17 protein-coding genes are annotated in these 18,598 nt (G+C 65.8%); 8 read left to right on the top strand and 9 right to left on the bottom strand.

The window, feature by feature from the left end; all coding sequences use genetic code 11:
• Window positions 1-282 (bottom strand): hypothetical protein, encoded by a 282-nt coding sequence (locus WH367_RS04400; RefSeq protein ID WP_027010807.1) that lies wholly within the window; start codon window positions 280-282, stop codon window positions 1-3.
• 244 nt (window positions 283-526) lie between these two features.
• Here WH367_RS04400 and WH367_RS04405 point away from each other — a divergent pair, with 244 nt between their 5' ends.
• Window positions 527-2,095 (top strand): TerC family protein, encoded by a 1,569-nt coding sequence (locus tag WH367_RS04405; protein ID WP_445228072.1) that lies wholly within the window; start codon window positions 527-529, stop codon window positions 2,093-2,095.
• Window positions 2,096-2,217: 122 nt separating this feature from the next.
• Here WH367_RS04405 and WH367_RS04410 read toward each other — a convergent pair whose 3' ends face one another.
• The 3 genes from WH367_RS04410 to WH367_RS04420 form a co-directional block, all read right to left on the bottom strand.
• On the bottom strand, window positions 2,218-2,580 hold the full coding sequence (locus WH367_RS04410) for a 5-carboxymethyl-2-hydroxymuconate Delta-isomerase (RefSeq protein ID WP_021026493.1): 363 nt from the start codon (window positions 2,578-2,580) through the stop codon (window positions 2,218-2,220).
• Window positions 2,581-2,651: 71 nt separating this feature from the next.
• A complete protein-coding gene (locus WH367_RS04415) occupies window positions 2,652-3,515 on the bottom strand; it encodes a segregation and condensation protein A (RefSeq protein ID WP_021026492.1) in 864 nt (287 codons plus the stop codon).
• A gap of 64 nt (window positions 3,516-3,579) precedes the next feature.
• Window positions 3,580-3,786: a DUF3460 family protein gene (locus tag WH367_RS04420; RefSeq protein ID WP_021026491.1), complete on the bottom strand. Its 207-nt coding sequence runs from the start codon at window positions 3,784-3,786 to the stop codon at window positions 3,580-3,582.
• A gap of 44 nt (window positions 3,787-3,830) precedes the next feature.
• Between WH367_RS04420 and WH367_RS04425 the strand changes: the two genes are divergently transcribed.
• Window positions 3,831-4,325 (top strand): hypothetical protein, encoded by a 495-nt coding sequence (locus WH367_RS04425; RefSeq protein WP_021026490.1) that lies wholly within the window; start codon window positions 3,831-3,833, stop codon window positions 4,323-4,325.
• A gap of 162 nt (window positions 4,326-4,487) precedes the next feature.
• Window positions 4,488-5,162 carry a YitT family protein gene (locus tag WH367_RS04430; RefSeq protein ID WP_339534441.1) on the top strand — a complete coding sequence of 225 codons (675 nt, stop codon included), beginning with the start codon at window positions 4,488-4,490 and terminating at the stop codon, window positions 5,160-5,162.
• A 22-nt stretch (window positions 5,163-5,184) separates the two neighbouring features.
• Here the strand turns inward: WH367_RS04430 and WH367_RS04435 are convergent, their stop codons facing one another.
• The 4 genes from WH367_RS04435 to WH367_RS04450 form a co-directional block, all read right to left on the bottom strand.
• Complete coding sequence (locus WH367_RS04435) at window positions 5,185-5,577, bottom strand: hypothetical protein (RefSeq protein WP_339534442.1); 393 nt, start codon at window positions 5,575-5,577, stop codon at window positions 5,185-5,187.
• A gap of 5 nt (window positions 5,578-5,582) precedes the next feature.
• Window positions 5,583-7,733, bottom strand: a complete 2,151-nt coding sequence (metG, locus tag WH367_RS04440) for a methionine--tRNA ligase (RefSeq protein WP_339534444.1) — start codon at window positions 7,731-7,733, stop codon at window positions 5,583-5,585.
• A gap of 123 nt (window positions 7,734-7,856) precedes the next feature.
• Entirely contained in the window at window positions 7,857-9,122 is a 1,266-nt protein-coding gene (locus WH367_RS04445; protein ID WP_339534445.1) for a patatin-like phospholipase family protein, read from the bottom strand.
• Window positions 9,123-9,205: 83 nt separating this feature from the next.
• Window positions 9,206-9,784 (bottom strand): restriction endonuclease, encoded by a 579-nt coding sequence (locus WH367_RS04450; RefSeq protein ID WP_339534446.1) that lies wholly within the window; start codon window positions 9,782-9,784, stop codon window positions 9,206-9,208.
• A 108-nt stretch (window positions 9,785-9,892) separates the two neighbouring features.
• On the opposite strand from WH367_RS04450, the gene apbC reads away from it, so the two are divergent.
• The 4 genes from apbC to WH367_RS04470 all read left to right on the top strand — a co-directional run bounded on the left by apbC (window position 9,893) and on the right by WH367_RS04470 (window position 14,612).
• Window positions 9,893-10,984: an iron-sulfur cluster carrier protein ApbC gene (apbC, locus tag WH367_RS04455; protein WP_339534447.1), complete on the top strand. Its 1,092-nt coding sequence runs from the start codon at window positions 9,893-9,895 to the stop codon at window positions 10,982-10,984.
• Entirely contained in the window at window positions 10,984-11,949 is a 966-nt protein-coding gene (locus WH367_RS04460; RefSeq protein ID WP_339534449.1) for a LysR family transcriptional regulator, read from the top strand. The genes apbC and WH367_RS04460 overlap by 1 nt, the downstream gene beginning before the upstream one ends.
• 84 nt (window positions 11,950-12,033) lie before the next feature.
• A complete protein-coding gene (locus tag WH367_RS04465; protein WP_339534450.1) occupies window positions 12,034-14,325 on the top strand; it encodes an FdhF/YdeP family oxidoreductase in 2,292 nt (763 codons plus the stop codon).
• Window positions 14,325-14,612, top strand: coding sequence for a hypothetical protein (locus WH367_RS04470; protein ID WP_339534451.1), 288 nt, complete (start codon window positions 14,325-14,327; stop codon window positions 14,610-14,612). Before WH367_RS04465 ends, WH367_RS04470 begins: the two co-directional genes overlap by 1 nt.
• Before the next feature lie 33 nt (window positions 14,613-14,645).
• Here WH367_RS04470 and WH367_RS04475 read toward each other — a convergent pair whose 3' ends face one another.
• Complete coding sequence (locus tag WH367_RS04475) at window positions 14,646-15,671, bottom strand: sensor domain-containing diguanylate cyclase (protein WP_339534452.1); 1,026 nt, start codon at window positions 15,669-15,671, stop codon at window positions 14,646-14,648.
• A gap of 310 nt (window positions 15,672-15,981) precedes the next feature.
• Between WH367_RS04475 and WH367_RS04480 the strand changes: the two genes are divergently transcribed.
• The gene (locus WH367_RS04480) at window positions 15,982-18,498 is read left to right on the top strand and encodes an ABC transporter permease (RefSeq protein WP_339534453.1); all 2,517 of its coding nucleotides are present in this window, start codon (window positions 15,982-15,984) and stop codon (window positions 18,496-18,498) included.
• Window positions 18,499-18,598: the final 100 nt, after the last annotated feature.

Below are 18,598 nucleotides of genomic sequence, written 5' to 3' on the forward strand. Positions count from 1 at the left end.
TTATTGCAGGCGGGAAGACGCCAGCCGTTTTCTCAGCGCTCGAACCTCGGCCAAGAGGCGCGGCATGTCTTGCCGCGCAGCGGCGATGAAATCCTGGTCCGCAACGGTCGCGCCGCTCAGTTCGATGTCTTCGCCTCGGGTGGCACCTTCACCGGTTTGGATAAAGTCGGAACCGCATGTATGGTCGCGACCTTCAACATAAGAAGTCCATGGTGCTGCTTGCGTGGCTGCCAAGCGCTGTTCCATCGCGAGCAAATCTTCATCGGTCAAAGAAGAAGGCATAAGGGCTGAACGTTCCGGGATATGGGGCTGGTGCAGCATGTTGCTACCGCGACGAATGGGCCAGAGTCCAAGGGTTTTTGTGCTGCACGTTAGGATGGAGGCTGTTTAGCAACCCTTCGGATTTTATGCCCGACAACCCGGACCCTGAGCCTCTCCCTTGCGCGACCACGCTGTCGCTGTCCTTTCGTTCTAGCCCCAGTACACCGCTGACGGTGTCTCTGCCCCTTGAAGGGAGCGCCGCATGATCGAGCTGCTCTCCGACCCGCAGATATGGATTGGTCTCGTCACCTTGGTGGTGCTCGAAATCGTTCTGGGCATCGACAATCTCATCTTTATCGCGATCCTGGCCGACAAGTTGCCTCCACACCAGCGGGACCGGGCACGTGTCATCGGCCTGTCGCTGGCCCTGGTGATGCGCCTGGGGCTGCTGACCGCCATCTCCTGGCTGGTGACGCTCACACAACCGCTGTTTTCCGTCGGGCCGCTCAGTTTTTCGGGGCGCGACCTCATTTTGCTGCTGGGCGGACTGTTCCTGCTGTTCAAGGCCACGACCGAGCTGCATGAGCGCATGGAAGGCGTGAGCATGAGCAAGTCGAACAGCACGGTCTACGCCAGCTTCTCGGCCGTGGTCGCGCAGATCGTGGTGCTCGATGCGGTCTTCTCGCTCGATGCGGTGATCACGGCCGTCGGCATGGTCAACAACCTGGGCGTGATGATGGCGGCCGTCATCATCTCGATCGGTGTGATGCTGTTTGCCTCCAAGCCGCTGACCCGCTTTGTCAATGCGCACCCGACCATCGTCATCCTCTGCCTGAGCTTCCTGCTGATGATCGGCTTCAGCCTGGTGGCCGAAGGCCTGGGCTTCCATGTGCCCAAGGGCTATCTGTACGCCGCCATTGGTTTCTCGATCCTGATCGAGACCTTCAACCAGGTGTCCTCGCGCAACGCGATCCGCCATGAGCAGCGCGTGCCGATGCGCGAGCGCACGGCGATGAAGGTGCTGTCGCTGATGGCCGGCCGCAGCGGCCAGGCCCAGACCGAGCATGCGCAGGACGACCCGGCTGCCGCCGAGGCCGAGCTGACCTTTGCGCCGGAAGAGCGCATCATGGTGAGCGGCGTGCTGTCGCTGGGTGACCGCAAGGTGCGCTCGATCATGACCCCGGTCTCGGACGTGGACTGGGTGGACCTGAGCGACGATGCCGAAGCCATCCAGCGCTCGCTCAACGACAACCCGCACAGCCACTTGCCGGTGTGCATGGGCCATGTGGACCAGCTCCAGGGTGTGGCGCGTGCCAAGGACATGCTGATGGACCTGATGCAGCATGGCGCGATCCAGCCCGCCACCATCCGCAAGCCGCTGATGGTGCCCGAGGGCGCCGGCGTGATCGCGCTGATCAACGACCTGCGCCAGTCCAAGGGCCATATGGTCATCGTCATCAACGAGTTCCATGTGATGAGCGGCGTGGTGACGCCCGTCGATGTGCTCGAAGCGATTGCCGGCGAGTTCCCCGACGAGGACGAGAGCTTCACGATCCAGGCGGTGGAGGGCGAGCCCGATACCTGGATCGCCAGCGGCGCGGCCGATGTGCACATGGTGCAGCAGCTGCTGGGCTCGAATGAGCTGGTCTCGTCTGCCGATGCCTTCACGACCCTGGGCGGCCTGCTCACCGAGTTCAACGGTGCGCTGCCCCAGCAAGGCGATGTGGTGGTGATCGATGGCTGGCAGTTCGCCGTCACCGAGGCCACCGATGGCGTGATGCGCAAGATCCGTATCGAGAAGGACGGCAAGGGCCAGGCGACTTTGGAGCACTGACCCCTGGGTGGGCGGCGGCCTCTGGTGCCGCCCGCTGCATGAAAAAGGCCTGCCCTCTCGCAAGAGACGGCAGGCCTTTGTCCTGACGGTGCCGCGAACGCATCGCGGCCAAGCGTTGTGCTTTACAGCGAACCCTTGTAGTACGCGCCCCGGTCCATATCGACAATGTCCACGCTCAGCTGCACCAGCATGCCTTCGGGGTGGGGCGTGAACTCGCGCAGCACCGCGCCGATGCGGTCGGACAGGTCACGCTTGGCCTCGGGCGTACGGCCGGCCAGCAGGCGCAGCTCGGCATGCACAAAGCCGCGCAGGGCGGTGGGGTCGGCGCCAATGACGAACTGCTCGGTGCGCACAGTGCGGCTCTTGAGGTCCTGCTCGTTTTGCACCTGGCCGCTGGCGATGACGGCGGCGTTGAGGGCATCGAGCAGATGGGCCTCGGGGAAGTTCTCCAGGTTGCTGGTGTATTCGATGACGAGATGCGGCATGGTGTGTCTCCGATGGAATAAAGGGCAGGGAAAAGGGGGCTTGGGCAGCGGCTCGGTCCGATCCTGCCAAGCTAGACGGGTGTATAGGACAGCCGCACATAGATGGGCGCAAAGGCTTCGGCCTGGGTGATCTCGATCAGCGTTTCCTTGGCCAGCTCCAGCAGCGCGATAAAGGTGACCACCAGCACGGTGCTGCCTTTTTCCGGCTCGAAGATGTCCTCGAACTCGACAAAGCGCCGGCCTTGCAGGCGCTTGAGGATGGCGCTCATGTACTCGCGCACCGAGAGCTCTTCGCGGGTGATCTTGTGGGTCTGCACCAGCTTGGCGCGTTTGAGGATGTCGCGCCAAGCCTCCTGCAGCTCGGACATTTCCACATCGGGAAAGCGCGGCTGCAGCGCCTGCTCGATAAAGACCTGGGCCTTGATGAAGTCGCGCCCGTACTGCGGCACGGCGCCCAGGCCCTGGGCGGCGAGCTTCATCTGCTCGTACTCCAGCAGGCGGCGCACCAGCTCGGCCCGCGGGTCTTCGGCCTCTTCGCCCTCGGCCTGCTTTTTGGGCGGCAGCAGCATGCGCGACTTGATCTCGATCAGCATCGCGGCCATCAGCAGGTACTCGGCGGCCAGCTCCAGGTTGCGGCTGCGGATCTCGTCGACATAGCTCAGGTACTGGCGCGTGACGCTCAGCATCGGGATGTCGAGGATATTGAAGTTCTGCTTGCGGATCAGGTAGAGCAGCAAGTCCAGCGGGCCTTCAAAAGCCTCCAGGAACACCTCGAGCGCATCGGGCGGGATGTACAGATCCGTCGGCATGGCGAACAGCGGCTCGCCGTAGAGCCGTGCGAGCGCGACCTGGTCCACCACCTCGGGCATGGCGGCAGCCCCAGCGGCGGGGCGCACGCCGTCCTCAGCCTGGGTCAGGTTGCCGGGTGTTGCCATGCGCGGGGGCTATGCGGGATCGAAAGCCGCTGCGGGGCCAGGTGGCCGGCAGCGGGCAGGGCGATCAATCGTGGTTGGTTTGGTACACGTAGGGCTTTTGCGCCACACGTGCGGTTTGGTACTCGGCTTGCTGCTGGCGGTCCAGATCCTTGTCCCAGAGCAGGGCGCGGCCTTCGCGCTGGCCTTGTTCGAGCTCGGGCTTGTCAGCCTTGAGCTTGAGCAGGAACTGGGTGGTGTCGGATTGGTAGTCGGGGCGGCGGAAGAAAGACATAGCGTATATTTACCTCTTGTGCCTGGATTCTACCGAACCTGACCATGTCCTTCGTCACCAAGCTTGCAATCGCCGCCTCTGCGCTGGCCGTTTCCGTGTTTTTGGCGGGCTGCGACCAGCAGCGCATCAAGGAACTGGAAGAGCACGTCTCCACCGAGCAGGACGTGCGCGACCGCTTTGGCGAGCCCAACCAGATCTGGGACGAGGCCGATGGCTCGCACACGCTGGAGTACACCCGCCAGCCCGCCGGTGCCCAGAACTACATGATCACCATTGGCACCGACGGCAAGATGAGCGCGTTGCGCCAGGTGCTGGCGCCCGCCTACTTTGCCAAGGTGCAGCCGGGCATGGACCAGCAGCAGATCCGCCGCCTGCTGGGCCAGCCGGCCAAGCGCACCAGCTATCCGCTGAAGAACGAGGCCGAATGGGACTGGGGCTGGATCGACCCGCCCAGCACCAAGATGCTGTTCACCGTGGTGTTCGACGCCCAGGGCAAGGTGCTGCGCAGCAACAGCACCCAGGTGGTGAATAGCCGCTGAGCGCGGCCTTCATTCGCACTGAAGGGCCCTGAACTGTTGCGGATATGCCTAACAGTAACGGGCTGAAACTCTTTAAAATTCGGGTTTATACCTAGCATCACCCATGCCAGGCAGCCCCGCGCACCACCCTTGCGCGGGCATGAAACTTGCTGTCAACCCGACATGTCCTCACCGCTATCCCGCCCTGACGGCCCTACGGCTCTGCCTGGCCCCGTCGCTGCTGCGCCCGCGTCGCTCGGCCCTGCGCTGCGCCATGGCCGCTTTGAAGATGCGCAGGCGCTGTTCACCGGCTCGCTGTTTGTCTCGATCACCCTGGGGCTGTTTGCGCAGGCCGGGCTGCTGACGGGCAGCACCGCAGGTTTGGCGTTCTTGCTGCACTACGCGACAGGCCTGCCGTTTGGCGCGATTTTCTTTGCGATCAATCTGCCCTTTTACTGGTTCGCCTGGACGCGCATGGGGCCGGAGTTCACGATCAAGACCTTTGTCTCGGTGGCCATGCTGGCGCTGCTGGTCGATATCGGTCCGCGCTTTATCCATATCGATTACCTGAACCCGCTATATGCCGCGATTGCCGGAGGCCTGTTGATGGGCACCGGCTGCCTCTTTCTGGCGCGCCACCGCTCCAGCCTGGGCGGCGCCACCATTGTGTCGCTCTACCTGCAGGACCGCTATGGCATCCGCGCCGGCAAGGTGCAGATGGTCATCGACTGCACGGTGGTGCTGCTGGCGCTGTGGGTCGTGCCATTCGAGCGCGTGGCCTACTCGGTACTGGCTGCCGTCGTGATGAGCGTGTTTTTGTGGATTAGCCACCGTCCTGGCCGCTACGCTGGTAACTGACCGGGGCTGAAGTCCGTGTGCTTCAGGGACCGCTGGGGATGGCGGTTTCCGGCGCCGCTGCAGGCCTGGCTGGCGGCACTGGCTGGCTTGGCGCAGGCGCTGGCAACGGCTCGCTGGGCTGCTGCGGCGGGAAGGTCTCGCCCGGCCGGGGCTCGCGGTAGCGCACGGTAATACCGCTGTTGTCCTGCTCCTCGCCGGTGGCCATGTCATAGGCCTTGCCCACGCCTTTGCCCACCACCTTGGCCGTGCCCACCGCTGCATCGGCGGCCAGCCCCACGGCAGTCGCGGTCACGCTGACGGCGGCGGCGCCCACGGTCACCACACTGCAGCCGCCCAGCAGCGATGCGCAGGTGCAGTAAAAAGCCCCTGCGGCTACGGAGCGCAGGGGCTTCAAGAGGCGGCGGTCAGCGGCCATGCAGATCAGTGGATGCGCATGCCGGGCAGCGCGCCGGGGAAGGGCTCGAGCACATAGATGCCGGGGTGGGCCTTCTCGTCGGCATGGCTGGCGGCCAGCACCATGCCTTCGGAGATGCCGAACTTCATCTTGCGCGGCGCCAGGTTGGCGACCAGCACCGTGAGCTTGCCTTGCAGCTGCTCGGGCGTGTACATGCTGCTGATGCCGCTGAACACATTGCGCATCTTCGGCTGGCCGTCCTCGCCCTTTTCACCGACATCCAGGGTCAGCTGCAGCAGCTTGGTCGAGCCTTCGACGGCCTTGCATTCGACAATCTTGGCAATGCGCAGGTCAATGCGGGCAAAGTCGTCGATGCCGATGGTCTCGGCCAGCGGCTCGCCGCCGGGGGCGTTCGGGTCCACCACGGCTTCGGCTTTTTTCTCGGCCTTCTTGGCCTTGGCAGGCGCTGCAGCGGCAGCAGCTTTTTCCTGGCTGGCAGGGGTCTCGAACAGCGCTTCGAGCTGCAGCGGGTCCACGCGTTGCATCAGGTGCTGGTAGACGCCAATCTGGTGGCCAGCGCCCAGCGGCTTGGCCACGTCGCCAAATTGCTCGGGCGGCACGATCAGGAAGTTCGCCACTTCGGCGGCGATGCCCGGCAGGATCGGCTTGAGGTAGATCGTCAGGATGCGGAAGGCCTCGATGCAGACCGTGCAGACATCGTGCAGGCGCTGCTCCATGCCTTCCTTCTTGGCCAGCTCCCAGGGCTTGTTGGCATCGACATAGCTGTTGACCTTGTCGCACAGCAGCATGATCTCGCGGGCCGCACGGGCGGTGTCGCGCACCTCGTAGGCGGCCACAATCGCCTCCTTTTGCGCGCGCAGCACCGCCAGCAGCTCCTGGCCATCGACGCTCACCGCGCCCAGGCGGCCTTCAAAGCGCTTGCTGATAAAGCCGGCAGCGCGCGAGGCGATGTTCACGTACTTGCCGATCAGGTCGGAGTTGACGCGCAGCATGAAGTCTTCGGCAGTGAAGTCGATGTCTTCGTTCTTGCCATTGAGCTTGGCGCCCAGGTAGTAGCGCAGCCACTCGGGGTTCATCTTGAGCGCCAGGTACTTGAGTGGGTCCAGGCCGGTGCCCCGGCTCTTGCTCATCTTCTCGCCGTTGTTCACGGTCAGGAAGCCATGCACGCAGATCTTGGTCGGGGTCTTGCGGCCGCTGAACTTCAGCATCGCAGGCCAGAACAAGGTGTGGAAGGTGATGATGTCCTTGCCGATGAAGTGGTACTGCTCGAGCGCCGGGTCAGCCATGTAGGCCTCGTAGTCTTCGCCGCGCTTGCCCAGCAACTCCTTGAGCGAGGCGAGGTAGCCCACGGGCGCATCGAGCCAGACGTAGAAGTACTTGCCCGGTGCATCGGGGATCTCGATGCCGAAGTAGGGTGCATCGCGCGAGATGTCCCAGTCGTCCAGGCCTTCGCTGGTCGAGCCATCGGGGTTGGTGCGCACGCCAAACCATTCCTTGATCTTGGCGGCCACCTCGGGCTGCACATGCTGGCCGTCCTGGGTCCAGGTGGTCAGGAACTCGACTGCGCGCGGGTCGGACAGCTTGAAGAAGAAATGCTCCGAGCTCTTCATCACCGGCTTGGCGCCGGACAGCGCCGAGTAGGGGTTGATCAGGTCGGTGGGCGCATAGACGGAGCTGCAGACTTCGCAGTTGTCGCCGTACTGGTCCTTGGCGTGGCAGCGTGGGCATTCGCCCTTGATGAAGCGGTCAGGCAGGAACATGTTCTTCTCGGGGTCGAAGAACTGCTCGATGGTGCGCGTCTCGATGAAGCCGGCGGCCTTCAGGTCCAGGTAGATCTGCTTGGACAGCGCGTGGTTCTCGGGGCTGTCGGTATTGCTCCAGTTGTCAAAACCGATGTGGAAGCCGTCGAGGTACTGCTTGCGGCCGGCGGCGATGTCGGCGACAAACTGCTGGGGCGTCTTGCCCGCTTTTTCGGCGGCAATCATGATGGGCGCGCCATGGGCGTCATCAGCACCGACAAAGTTGACCGCATTGCCCTGCATTCGCTGCGCACGCACCCAGGTATCGGCCTGGATGTATTCCATGATGTGGCCGATGTGGAAGTTGCCGTTGGCATACGGCAGGGCGGTGGTGACGAAAATCTTTCGTTGAGACATAGGGTTGCGGAACTTTCTAATCACAGAGAGGACGCAGGCCGGTGGCCGTTGCGGATTCTGGTCACAGGGAGGGCGGCGTGCTGCCAGCCCTCGCGCGCGAAGGCGCTCCAGAACCGAGCAATTCTAGGCGCTTACGGGGCCGGATCGCGCGACCAGGGGATTGGCGGGGCTGGCTGGGCGGCTGCCCCAGCCAAAAAAGGCGCAGACCTCGTCGCGCCGGGCCATGGTGTCGGCCCGGCCCAGCGCCATCAGCGCCCGGGTGTAGCCCGGCTCGAACAGCAGGTAGCTCGCCAGCGCCGCGCTGCCCACGTTCTGGCTGTGCACGGACACGCCCATCGCGCCCAGCAGTGCCCGCACCGGCGTGGGGAGTTCTTGCAGGTGCTCCAGCGCCAACGCATCGAGCGACTGCGATGGCGTGATCACCAGCAGATCGAGCGGACGCAGCGCGCTGCGGGCGCGCTCGGCCTCGGGGATCAGGCTCAAGGTGTGGTTGATGCGCTGGGCCCGCTCCACATCGACCGACAGCGCATCGAGAAAGATGGTGGACAGCGCATGGCCGGCCACCTGGGCGAGCGAGGGGAACGGCGGGTGCTCGCCCTGGGGCAGGTTCAGCACCTCGTGCGAGCGGCCCACGCCGACGACGACGATGCGCTGGGCGCCCAGGTGCACGGCCGGGGCCAGCGGCGCGGTCTGGCGCATCGCACCATCGCCCAGGTAGTTGTACTGGCCGCGCAGCATCAGCTCGGCGGGCGCAAAGATGAAGGGGATCGACGACGAGGCCATCAGGTGCTGGTGGCTGATGCGGTCCTGGATGGCGCGGCGCTGCGTGCGCGACCAGGCAGGCACATGCGGGCCGGCTTCATAGAAGGTGATGTGCTCGCCGGTGGTGTAGCTCGATGCGGTGATCGCCAGCGCCGACAGCTTGCCGCTGTGCAGCAGGTGCGGGATTTTCTCCAGCGGCAGCTCGGCCTTGAGCAGCTCCAAAAGCGGCGCATTGTCCAGCAGCGAGCGCGGTTTGCTGTGGTGCCAGCGCGTCAGCGCCCAGCCCAGCGTCAACAGGCTCAGCCAGCGCGCGCCGCTGCGCATCACGCCAAAGGCATCGGCGCGGTAGACCTGGCTGGTGGAGAAATTGCGCCACACCCGCGAGAGGCGCTGCACGGCCAGGTCGAAATGGTCGGCGCCGCAGGCAAGACCTGCGGCATTGATCGCGCCGGCCGAGGTGCCCACGGCGATGGGGAAGGGCGTGGGTTCATGGTCGGCCCCGGCGTTCTGGCGCAGGCGCGAGAGCGCCTGCAGCACCCCCACCTGGTAGGCGGCACGCGCGCCGCCGCCTGAGAGCACGATGGCGGTGGACGCGGAATGGGGGCTGTAGTGCAGAGCGGGCGACATGGCCTGCACCATAGCCGAAACTGCAGGCCTTCGCCAAGCGGCTCTGTCGCCCAGCCGCTACTGCCGGCGCGGGCAGTGCCGCATCAGCGCGCCGCGCCCTTTTTCAGCAAGGTCGCGAGCTCCAGGTTCTGCAGCAGAACGATTTTCTGGTCACGGGCAAACGGGCGGGCGTTGTCGCTCAGCTCGCCTTGCAGCAGCACATAGACGCTGGCGGCGCCCGCTTGGCTGGCCGCGTCATGCAGCGCGCGCAGCGGCTCGATGCCATGCACGCCGGCCTTGCTGCGCTTGGTCTGCACCAGCGTGGTCTGGCCGTTGCGCGCCAGCTGCAGATCGGCCGCGCCTTGCTGCACGGGGGTGACGGCATAACCCTCGGCCTGCCAGGCGCGGCTCAGCCAGGCCTGCAGATCGCGGCCGGACATGGCGCCAGCCTGCGCCAGCAGCGCCTCGGTGGCCGCAGCGCTGGGCTGGCTCCACTGGCGCTTGGCGGCCATGGCGCCGATCACGAGGAAAGGCAGGCTGCCGGCGGCACCGACAAAGCGGATGTCCTTGGGCAGCAGCGCCAGGCACAGCACCACGATGATGGCTCCGACCACCACACTGATCCACCACGACGAGCGCAGCAAGATCGCAAACACGGAGTTCTCGGCCATTTTCAGTTTCACGGGTGCAGGTCTTTCAAGAGGTGCAGGGGAAAAGCCCAGATTGTCGCTGGTTCGCAAGGGCAAGCGTGGTTCGCTAGACTTATTGCTGTCTCAGGAATAGAAAACACGATGACAGTGACCGAACCAACGATACTGGCCGCGCTGGCCAGCGTCCAAGACCCGCATACGGGCAAAGATTTTGTCAGCACGCGTGCCGTGCGCAACCTCCAGATCCATGGCGGCGATGTCGCCTTTGAGGTGGAGATGGGTTACCCCGCCAAAAGCCTGGTGCCGCAGCTGCGCAGCCAGTTCGTGGCCGCGGCTAAGACGGTGCCGGGCGTGGACAACGTCTCGGTGAGCATCAGCAACAAGGTGATCACGCATGCGGTGCAGCGCGGTGTGCCGCTGATTCCCGGCGTGAAGAACATCATTGCGGTGGCATCGGGCAAGGGCGGCGTGGGCAAGAGCACCACCACCGCCAACCTGGCGCTGGCCCTGGCGGCCGAGGGCGCCAGCGTCGGCGTGCTGGACGCCGATATCTACGGCCCCAGCCAGACCATGATGATGGGCGTGGACGGCAAGCCCGAGAGCAGCGATGGCAAGACCATGGAGCCCAAGCTCAACCATGGCGTGCAGGTGATGTCGATCGGCCTCTTGGTCGACCAGGACCAGGCGATGATCTGGCGCGGGCCGATGGCCGTGCAGGCGCTCGAGCAAATGCTGCGCCAGACCAACTGGGCCGGCCTCGACTACCTGCTGATCGACATGCCACCGGGCACCGGCGACATCCAGCTCACCCTGAGCCAGCGCGTGCCGCTGACCGGCGCCGTGATCGTCACCACGCCGCAGGACATCGCCTTGCTCGATGCGCGCAAGGGCATCAAGATGTTCGAGAAGGTGGGCGTGCCGCTCCTGGGTGTGATCGAGAACATGGCCATGCATGTCTGCACCCACTGCGGCCATGTGGAACATATCTTTGGCGCCGATGGCGGCAAGCACATGGCAGCCGACTACAAGCTCGACTACCTGGGTGCGCTGCCGCTGTCGATGCAGATCCGCGAGCAGGCCGACAGCGGCACCCCCACCGTGGTGGCAGCGCCCGACAGCGAAGTGGCCGCCATCTACCGCCAGGTGGCCCGCAGCATCGCCGTCAAGATCGCGCAGCAGGCCAAGGACTTCTCGTCGAAGTTTCCGACCATCTCCGTGAGCAGCAATACCTGATGAACCTGCTCGCTGCCATGCGCTACCTGGCCGCGCTCCATGCGCATGGCCATTTCGCGCGGGCAGCCCAGGCCTGCCACATCACCCAGCCGGCCCTGTCCAATGCGCTGCGCGCGCTGGAGGCCGAGTTTGGCGTGGCCATCGTGCGCCGGGGCCGGGTGTTTGCCGGCTTCACGCCCGAGGGCGAGCAGGTGCTGCAAACCGGCCTGGAGATGCTGCAAAGCGAGGCGCGCCTGCGCCAACGCCTCTCCGCCCAGGCGGGCCAGCTGCAAGGGCAGCTGCGCATGGCGGCCGTGCCCACGGCCATGCCGATGCTGCTGCGCTTTGCCAGCCTGCTGCGCCGCCAGCACCCGGGCCTGGTGCCGGCGCTGCATGCGATGAGTTCGCCCGATATTGAACGCGGCCTCGAAGAGCTGAGCCTGGACCTGGCGCTGGGCTACAGCGACCGCATCCGCCGCCCGCGCACCCATTGCGCCCCCCAGTACCAGGAGCACTACTACCTGCTGCAGTCCGCGCCAGCACCGGCCTGCGTGGCCGATACCCTGCATGCGGCCGAGCCGCTGGGCTGGGCCCAGGCCGCGCAGCAGCCGCTGTGCCTGCTGACGCCCGATATGCACAACCGCCAGATCGTGGAGCGCAGCTTTTTGGCCGTCGGCGTGCTGGTGCAACCGGCGATGGAGACCAACTCGGTCCAGGCCTTGCTGCAGGCGGTGGGCGAGGGCCAGATGGCCAGCATTGTGCCCGGCGCCGTGCTGGCCACCGTGCGGCACACGCCGGGCCTGCGCGCCTGGCCCTTGGTGGAGCCGGTGGTCGAGAGCGAAGTCGCCTTTCTCTACCAGCAATCCCAGCAGGCCATGCCCGCGATGGAGGCGGCGCGCGCGCTGATGGCGCAGGACGAATGGCAGCAGCAATGCCTGCAGCATGCCGGGGCTTTGGCCGCAGCTGCGCCGCCATCCCAGCCATAGTTTTTCGAATGCTGGCATTGCGGCATTGAATTTGACGGCCAGCGGGCAGCGGGTTGAAATGCAGGGCTACACCGAGCCCCTGCCATGCAAGAACAAAAAATCGCCTTCTACAAAGGCCCAGCCGGTGGCTGGGGCGCTTTGAACAGTGTCAAGAACACACTGCTGCACCACGACATCGCGCTCAAGGGTGCCAAGACGCTGCTGTCGGCCAACCAGCCCGATGGCTTTGACTGCCCGGGCTGCGCCTGGCCCGACCGCAACCATGCCTCGACCTTCGAATTCTGCGAGAACGGCGTCAAGGCCGTCGCCGCCGAGGCCACGGCCCGGCGCGCGGGCCCGGAGCTGTTTGCCCGCTACAGCGTGCGCGAGCTGGCCCAGCACAGCGATTTCTGGCTGGAGGACCAGGGCCGGCTGACGCAGCCCATGGTCTATGACCCGGCCAGCGACCACTACCTGCCGATTGCCTGGGACGATGCCTTTGCGCTGATCGCCCAGCACCTGAACGCGCTGCCCAGCCCGGACCAGGCGGTGTTCTACACCTCAGGCCGGGCGAGCAACGAGGCGGCCTTTCTCTACCAGCTGTTTGTGCGCGAGTACGGCACCAACAACTTCCCCGATTGCTCCAACATGTGCCACGAGCCCAGCGGCTCGGCGATGCGCGAGCAGATCGGCGTGGGCAAGGGCACGGTGACACTGGCCGATTTTGAACAGGCCGATGCGGTCTTCATCTTTGGCCAGAACCCGGGCACCAACCACCCGCGCATGCTGGGCGAGCTGCGCGAGGCGCACAAGCGCGGCGCCCGCATTGTCAGCTTCAACCCCTTGCGCGAGCGCGGGCTGGAGCGCTTTGCCGATCCGCAGGACAAGCTGGAGATGGCGACCCTGGGCTCCAGCCCCATCAGCACGCACTATTTTCAGCTGCGTGTGGGCGGCGACCTGGCAGCGCTGCGGGGCATGCTCAAGCATGTGCTGGAGCAGGAGGCGGCGCGGGGCGGTGTGCTCGACCACGCCTTTATCGCTGCGCACACCACCGGCTTTGAGGCGCTGGCGCAAAGCCTGCAGGCTGAAGACTGGGCGCTGCTGGCGCAGGAATCGGGCCTGAGCGAAGCGCAGATGCGGGCGGCCGCCGAGGTCTACCTGGGCGCGGACAAGGTGATTGCCTGCTGGGGCATGGGCATTACCCAGCATGCGCATTCGGTGGCCACCATCCAGATGATTTTGAACCTGCTGCTGCTGCGCGGCCATATCGGCCGGCCAGGAGCGGGGCCTTGCCCGGTGCGCGGCCACAGCAATGTGCAGGGCGACCGCAGCATGGGTATTTGGGAAAAGCCGCCAGCCGCCTTGCTCGACCGGCTGCAGGAGGTCTATGGCTTTGCGCCGCCCCGCGCCCACGGCATGGACACGGTGGACGCCATTGCCAGCATGCGCGATGGCCAGGCCCAGGTGTTTTTTGCACTGGGGGGCAATTTTGCTGCGGCCACCCCTGATACCTATGAAACCTGGAAAGGCCTGCAGCGCTGCGCGCTGACCGTGCAGGTCACCACCAAGCTCAACCGCAGCCATGTGGTCCACGGCCGCGAGGCCTTGCTGCTGCCCTGCCTGGGCCGCACCGAGATCGACCTGCAAAACGGCCAGCCCCAGGGCGTGACGGTGGAGGATTCGATGAGCATGGTGCACCTGTCGATGGGTATGAACCCGCCGGCCTCGGCCCATCTGCTGTCCGAGCCGGCGATTGTGGCGCGCCTGGCCCATGCCACCCTGGGCGCGCGTAGCCGGGTGGACTGGCTGGCGCTGGCCGCCGACTACGCGCTGATCCGCGACGAGATCGCCAAGGTCTTCCCCGATTTTGCCGACTTCAACCAGCGCGTAGCCGTGCCCGGTGGCTTTCGGCTGCGCAACACCGCCAGCGAGCGCATCTGGACCACGGCCAGCGGCAAAGCCAGCTTCCACGCCCATGCGGTGCCGGTCGATACCCCCACGCACCGGGCGCGTGCGCGGCTGCGTGGCCAGCAGGTGTTCACCTTGCTGACCACCCGCTCGCACGACCAGTACAACACCACCATCTATGGCATGGACGACCGCTACCGGGGCGTGTTTGGCCAGCGCCGGGTGGTCTTCATCCATGCCGATGACATCCGCGCGCTGGGCCTGGCCGATGGCGACTGGGTCAATATCCACACCGTCTGGGACGATGGCCAGCAGCGCTGTGTCGAGGGCTTCAAGCTGGTGGCCTATGACATTCCGCGTGGCAACCTCGCCGCCTACTACCCGGAGACCAATCCGCTGGTGCCGCTGTCGGCCGTGGCCGCGCATGCCGGCACGCCCACCTCCAAATCGATCCCCGTGGTGCTGGAGCCCGGCCAGGCGCCGCAGTGATGGGTGAGTTGAACGCCGCACCGGCCCTCTCGCCGCTGGCGCAGCGCATGCTCAAAGCTTTGGCACAGGAGCAGGCCCGCACCGGGCAGGCGGTACCGCTGGTGCGCATCGCCAAGCACCTGGATGCCGCTGCCAGCAGCCTGCTGCGCGAGCTGACCATGCTCAACCTGCTGCTGGAGCAGGCCCAGCAGCCTGCCTGGGTGCAGGCCCAGGCGGTGGAGGGACGCTGGATGCTTGCGCTGACGGCGGCCGGCGCAGCGGCTGCGGCGCAGACCAGCGAGGCTTGAGGCCAGCCTCAGGCTCTCTGGTGGTTGCCCAGGTCAGGCCGCAACCGGGTGGCGGGCTTTGCGCGCCTGCTTGGTCTGGTACATGGCCAGATCGGCCTGCTGCAATGCAGTATCGGCATGGGTGCCCGGCGTGACGGCCACCAGACCCACGCTGGCGCCGGTGTAGTTCAGGCTCACGCCCTGGCCCAGGCACAGCGACTCGGCCCGGGTGCTGGCAAACAGGCGCGCCTGTGTTTCGTTCAGCGCCGGCGCAATCGGCTCGTGCAGGTGGGGGCCCAGGCCGGCAAAAACGAACTCATCGCCGCCCTGGCGGGCGATCAGGTCCGAGCCGCGCATGGCCTCGCGCATCTGGTCGGACAGCAGCTGCAAGAAACGGTCGCCCGCTTCATGGCCATAGCCGTCGTTGATGGCCTTGAAGCCATCCATGTCGATCATGCCCACGAACACATAGCGCTCCTGGCGCCGGGCAATGGCCTGCAGCTGGTCGAGCTGCTCGATCAGTGCGCGGCGGTTGGGCAGGCCGGTCAGCGCATCGGTGCGCGCCAGGCGCTGCAGCTCTTCGTTTTGCACCTGGATCTGGATGAGCAGCTGCTCGCGCTCGACCTGCTGGCCCAGGAACTGGGCAAACAGGCGCATGACATCCTGGGTATCGCGTTGCAGCGGTTTGCGTGATGCGCTGGCGCCGCACAGCGTGCCGTAGAGCGCACCGTCCGACAGGTGGACCGGTGTGCTGGCATAGGTCTGGATGCCCAGCGCCTGCGCGGCCTGCGAGTCGCCCCAGATCTGGCCGACATCGTCGGTGTAGAGGCAGTTCTCATCGATGGCGCGTTTGCACAAGGTGTCTTCCCAAGGCACGCTCAGGTTCTCGGGAATCTGCAGGCTTTGGGTGTTGCGCGCGAACAGCACCTGCTGGACACGCTGGCCCAGATCAATGCGCGTGAGGTAGGTGGATTCCAGACTGGTGACTTTTTGCAGCATCTCCAGCAGGGGGCGCGTCAGCTCCTCCAGACTGCGAGCTTTGGCAAACGTCTGGCCCAATTGTGAAATCAAGGCTTGCATAGGAATGGCTCGTTGAGAGATTACTGTTTCATATCGTAACTCGCAATCGGCCGCTTGGGGATGATCTCTTTCAATGGCGGCACCAGAGCGCGTCTACAAAATCTGCCGGCCAGGGGGGCAAGCGTGGATGGCCACGTTGTGCCTGAGGGCGTGCCGTGGTGTTTCTCCCCTCAACAGGCTGTGGCGGCGCCGGGTTCGCGCTGTCATGACCTTGCTTGCAGCAGGCCTTTTGCTGGGCGCGCGCGGCCTCTGGCTCGCAGGGAAATCCGGCAAGGGCTGGGGGTAAACGCGCATCAGTTATGTTTGCTGCATGAAACACAACTTTTTTGCGTTGGGCTGGCGCCAATTGCTGCGCGACTGGCGTGCCGGTGAGCTGCGGCTTTTGTTGGTTGCGGTGGCGCTGGCGGTGGCAGCGCTGACCTCGGTGAGCTTTTTCTCGGACCGCCTGCAAGCGGGGCTGCAGCGCGATGCCAGCCAGCTGCTGGGCGGCGACGTCGTGGTGGTGAGCGACAACAGCACGCCAGCGGCCTTTGCCGACAAGGCCCAGGCGCTGGGTTTGCAGGGTGTGACGACGGTCACCTTCCCGACGATGGCGCGCTCGGACGATGCCGATGGCGGTGAATCGCGCCTGGTGGGCCTCAAGGCCGTGCAGGCCGGCTACCCGCTGCGCGGCAGCCTGCGCACGGCTCCGGCTGCCGGCCAGCCCGATGCGCCGACGCGCGATATTCCTGCGCCCGGCGAAGTCTGGGTGGACCCGAGCCTGATCGAGGCGCTGGGCCTCAAGACCGGCTCGGTGCTGTGGCTGGGCGACAAGCGCTTCACGATTGGCCGGGTGCTGACGATCGAGCCGGACCGGGGCGCCGGTTTTCTGGGCTTTTCTCCGCGCGTGATGCTGGACTGGAGCGACCTGGCCGCCACCGGCCTGGTGCAGCCGGCCAGCCGCTTGCTCTACCGCTTTGCCGTCGCCGGTGAGCCCGCAGCAGCAGCGCAGTTTCTGCAATGGTCCGAGACCGAAGTGGCCCAGCCCCACAGCCATGGCGTGCGCATCGAGTCGCTGCAAAGCGGCCGGCCCGAGATGGAGCAAACCTTGGAGCGCGCGCAGAAGTTCCTGAACCTGGTGGCCTTGCTGGCCGCGCTGCTGTCGGCCGTGGCCGTGGCCTTGGCCGCCCGCACCTTTGCCAGCGCCCACCTCAATGGCGCGGCATTGCTGCGCGTGCTGGGCCTGGCCCAGCGCGCCATTGCCGGCGCCTATGTGGTCGAGTTTGTCATCGTCGGCCTGGCCGCCAGCCTGCTGGGCGTGGCGCTGGGCTATGCGATGCACTACCTGTTTGTCTGGCTGATGGCGGGCCTGCTGGCCGTCACCTTGCCCGCTGCCAGTGGCTGGCCGCTGGTGATGGGGGTGGGCATGGGCATGACCTTGCTGCTGGCCTTTGGCCTGCCGCCCGTGCTGCAACTGGCCCAGGTGCCGCCGCTGCGCGTGCTGCGCCGTGACCTGGGGGCTCTGCGCCCGGCCTCGGCCTCGGTGCTGCTGCTGGGGGTGCTGGGCTTTGCGGCGATGCTGTTGCTGGTCAGCGGTGATGCCAAGCTGGGCGGCATTGCGGTGGGCGGTTTTGCGATGGCGATTGTGGTGTTTGGCCTGCTGAGCGCCGCGGCCATCAGCTTGCTGCGCCGCATGGTGAATGAGCGCACGGCGCCGCGCTGGCTGCTGCTGGCCACGCGCCAGGTCGCCGCCCGGCCCTGGTTTGCCGTGGTGCAGGTCAGCAGCCTGGCCGTCGGCCTGATGGCGCTGGTGCTGCTGGTGCTGCTGCGCACCGACCTGATCCAGACCTGGCGTCAGACCACACCGCCCGATGCGATGAACCGCTTTGTCATCAACATCATGCCGGACCAGGCCGATGCCTTCCAGCAGCGCCTGCGCCAGGCCGGCATCGACAAATGGGACTGGTACCCGATGATTCGCGGCCGCCTCATCCAGATCAATGGCAAGGATGTGGGCCCGGGCGACTACAGCGAAGACCGCGCCAAGCGCCTGGTCGACCGTGAGTTCAATATCTCCCACAGCGATGTGCTGCAGGAGCACAACCAGATCGTGCAGGGCCGGTGGACGCCGGGCGAGGCCGGTGGCGTCAGCGTCGAAGAGGGCATTGCTGAAACCCTGGGCCTGAAGATGGGCGACCGCCTGCTGTTTGACATGGGCGGCGTGCAGCACGAGAGCACGATCACCAGCCTGCGCAAGGTGGACTGGGGCTCGATGCGCGCGAATTTCTTTGTCATGTACCCGGTCGCGCAAATGGACGATGTGGCCGTCACCTACCTGGCGGCCTACCGCGCGCCCGATACGGCGGGCTTTGACAATGGTCTGGTGCGCGAGTTTCCCAACATCACCAATGTGGACCTGCGCGCCACCGTGGCGCAGCTCCAGCAGGTGCTCAACCAGGTAATCCGCGCGGTGGAGTTCCTGTTTGGCTTTACCTTGGCCGCCGGCCTGGTGGTGCTGTTTGCCGCGATCACCGCGACGCGCGAAGAGCGCGCCCGTGAGTACGCGATCATGCGGGCCGTGGGCGCGCGCAGCCAGCTGCTCCAGCAGGTGCAGCGCGCCGAGCTGGCCGGTGTGGGCCTGCTCGCCGGCGTGCTGGCCAGCGTGGTGGCCATGGCCATTGGTTGGGCATTGGCCCGGTTTGTGTTCGACTTTGCCTGGGTGCCGCGCTGGTGGGTGCCGCTCGCTGGCGGCGCCTGTGGCGCCTTGCTGGCGCTGGTGGCAGGCTGGTGGGGCCTGCGCGAGGTGCTGCGCCGCCCGGTCGTCGTGACTTTGCGCGAAGCGGTGTGAATGCTGCGCCATAGAGCGGTAATATCGCGGGTGACAGGACTGTGGGCGCTGTGCAGGCGCAGCGCCCGCTGCCCGATCCTCTGCCCCTGCGTACCCTGAG

This window comes from Comamonas sp. MYb21 (assembly GCF_037479395.1).
Taxonomy (GTDB): Bacteria; Pseudomonadota; Gammaproteobacteria; order Burkholderiales; family Burkholderiaceae_C; genus Comamonas.

What these genes read in the sequence shown, in the direction of transcription:
- apbC (WP_339534447.1), top strand. Translation starts at nt 9,893, where the DNA reads ATGACAGTGACCGAACCAACGATACTGGCCGCGCTGGCCAGCGTCCAA.
- WH367_RS04460 (WP_339534449.1), top strand. Translation starts at nt 10,984, where the DNA reads ATGAACCTGCTCGCTGCCATGCGCTACCTGGCCGCGCTCCATGCGCAT.
- metG (WP_339534444.1), bottom strand. Translation starts at nt 7,733, where the DNA reads ATGTCTCAACGAAAGATTTTCGTCACCACCGCCCTGCCGTATGCCAAC.
- WH367_RS04480 (WP_339534453.1), top strand. Translation starts at nt 15,982, where the DNA reads ATGAAACACAACTTTTTTGCGTTGGGCTGGCGCCAATTGCTGCGCGAC.
- WH367_RS04435 (WP_339534442.1), bottom strand. Translation starts at nt 5,577, where the DNA reads ATGGCCGCTGACCGCCGCCTCTTGAAGCCCCTGCGCTCCGTAGCCGCA.
- WH367_RS04430 (WP_339534441.1), top strand. Translation starts at nt 4,488, where the DNA reads ATGTCCTCACCGCTATCCCGCCCTGACGGCCCTACGGCTCTGCCTGGC.
- WH367_RS04445 (WP_339534445.1), bottom strand. Translation starts at nt 9,122, where the DNA reads ATGTCGCCCGCTCTGCACTACAGCCCCCATTCCGCGTCCACCGCCATC.
- WH367_RS04400 (WP_027010807.1), bottom strand. Translation starts at nt 282, where the DNA reads ATGCCTTCTTCTTTGACCGATGAAGATTTGCTCGCGATGGAACAGCGC.
- WH367_RS04410 (WP_021026493.1), bottom strand. Translation starts at nt 2,580, where the DNA reads ATGCCGCATCTCGTCATCGAATACACCAGCAACCTGGAGAACTTCCCC.
- WH367_RS04425 (WP_021026490.1), top strand. Translation starts at nt 3,831, where the DNA reads ATGTCCTTCGTCACCAAGCTTGCAATCGCCGCCTCTGCGCTGGCCGTT.
- WH367_RS04465 (WP_339534450.1), top strand. Translation starts at nt 12,034, where the DNA reads ATGCAAGAACAAAAAATCGCCTTCTACAAAGGCCCAGCCGGTGGCTGG.
- WH367_RS04470 (WP_339534451.1), top strand. Translation starts at nt 14,325, where the DNA reads ATGGGTGAGTTGAACGCCGCACCGGCCCTCTCGCCGCTGGCGCAGCGC.
- WH367_RS04475 (WP_339534452.1), bottom strand. Translation starts at nt 15,671, where the DNA reads ATGCAAGCCTTGATTTCACAATTGGGCCAGACGTTTGCCAAAGCTCGC.
- WH367_RS04420 (WP_021026491.1), bottom strand. Translation starts at nt 3,786, where the DNA reads ATGTCTTTCTTCCGCCGCCCCGACTACCAATCCGACACCACCCAGTTC.
- WH367_RS04415 (WP_021026492.1), bottom strand. Translation starts at nt 3,515, where the DNA reads ATGGCAACACCCGGCAACCTGACCCAGGCTGAGGACGGCGTGCGCCCC.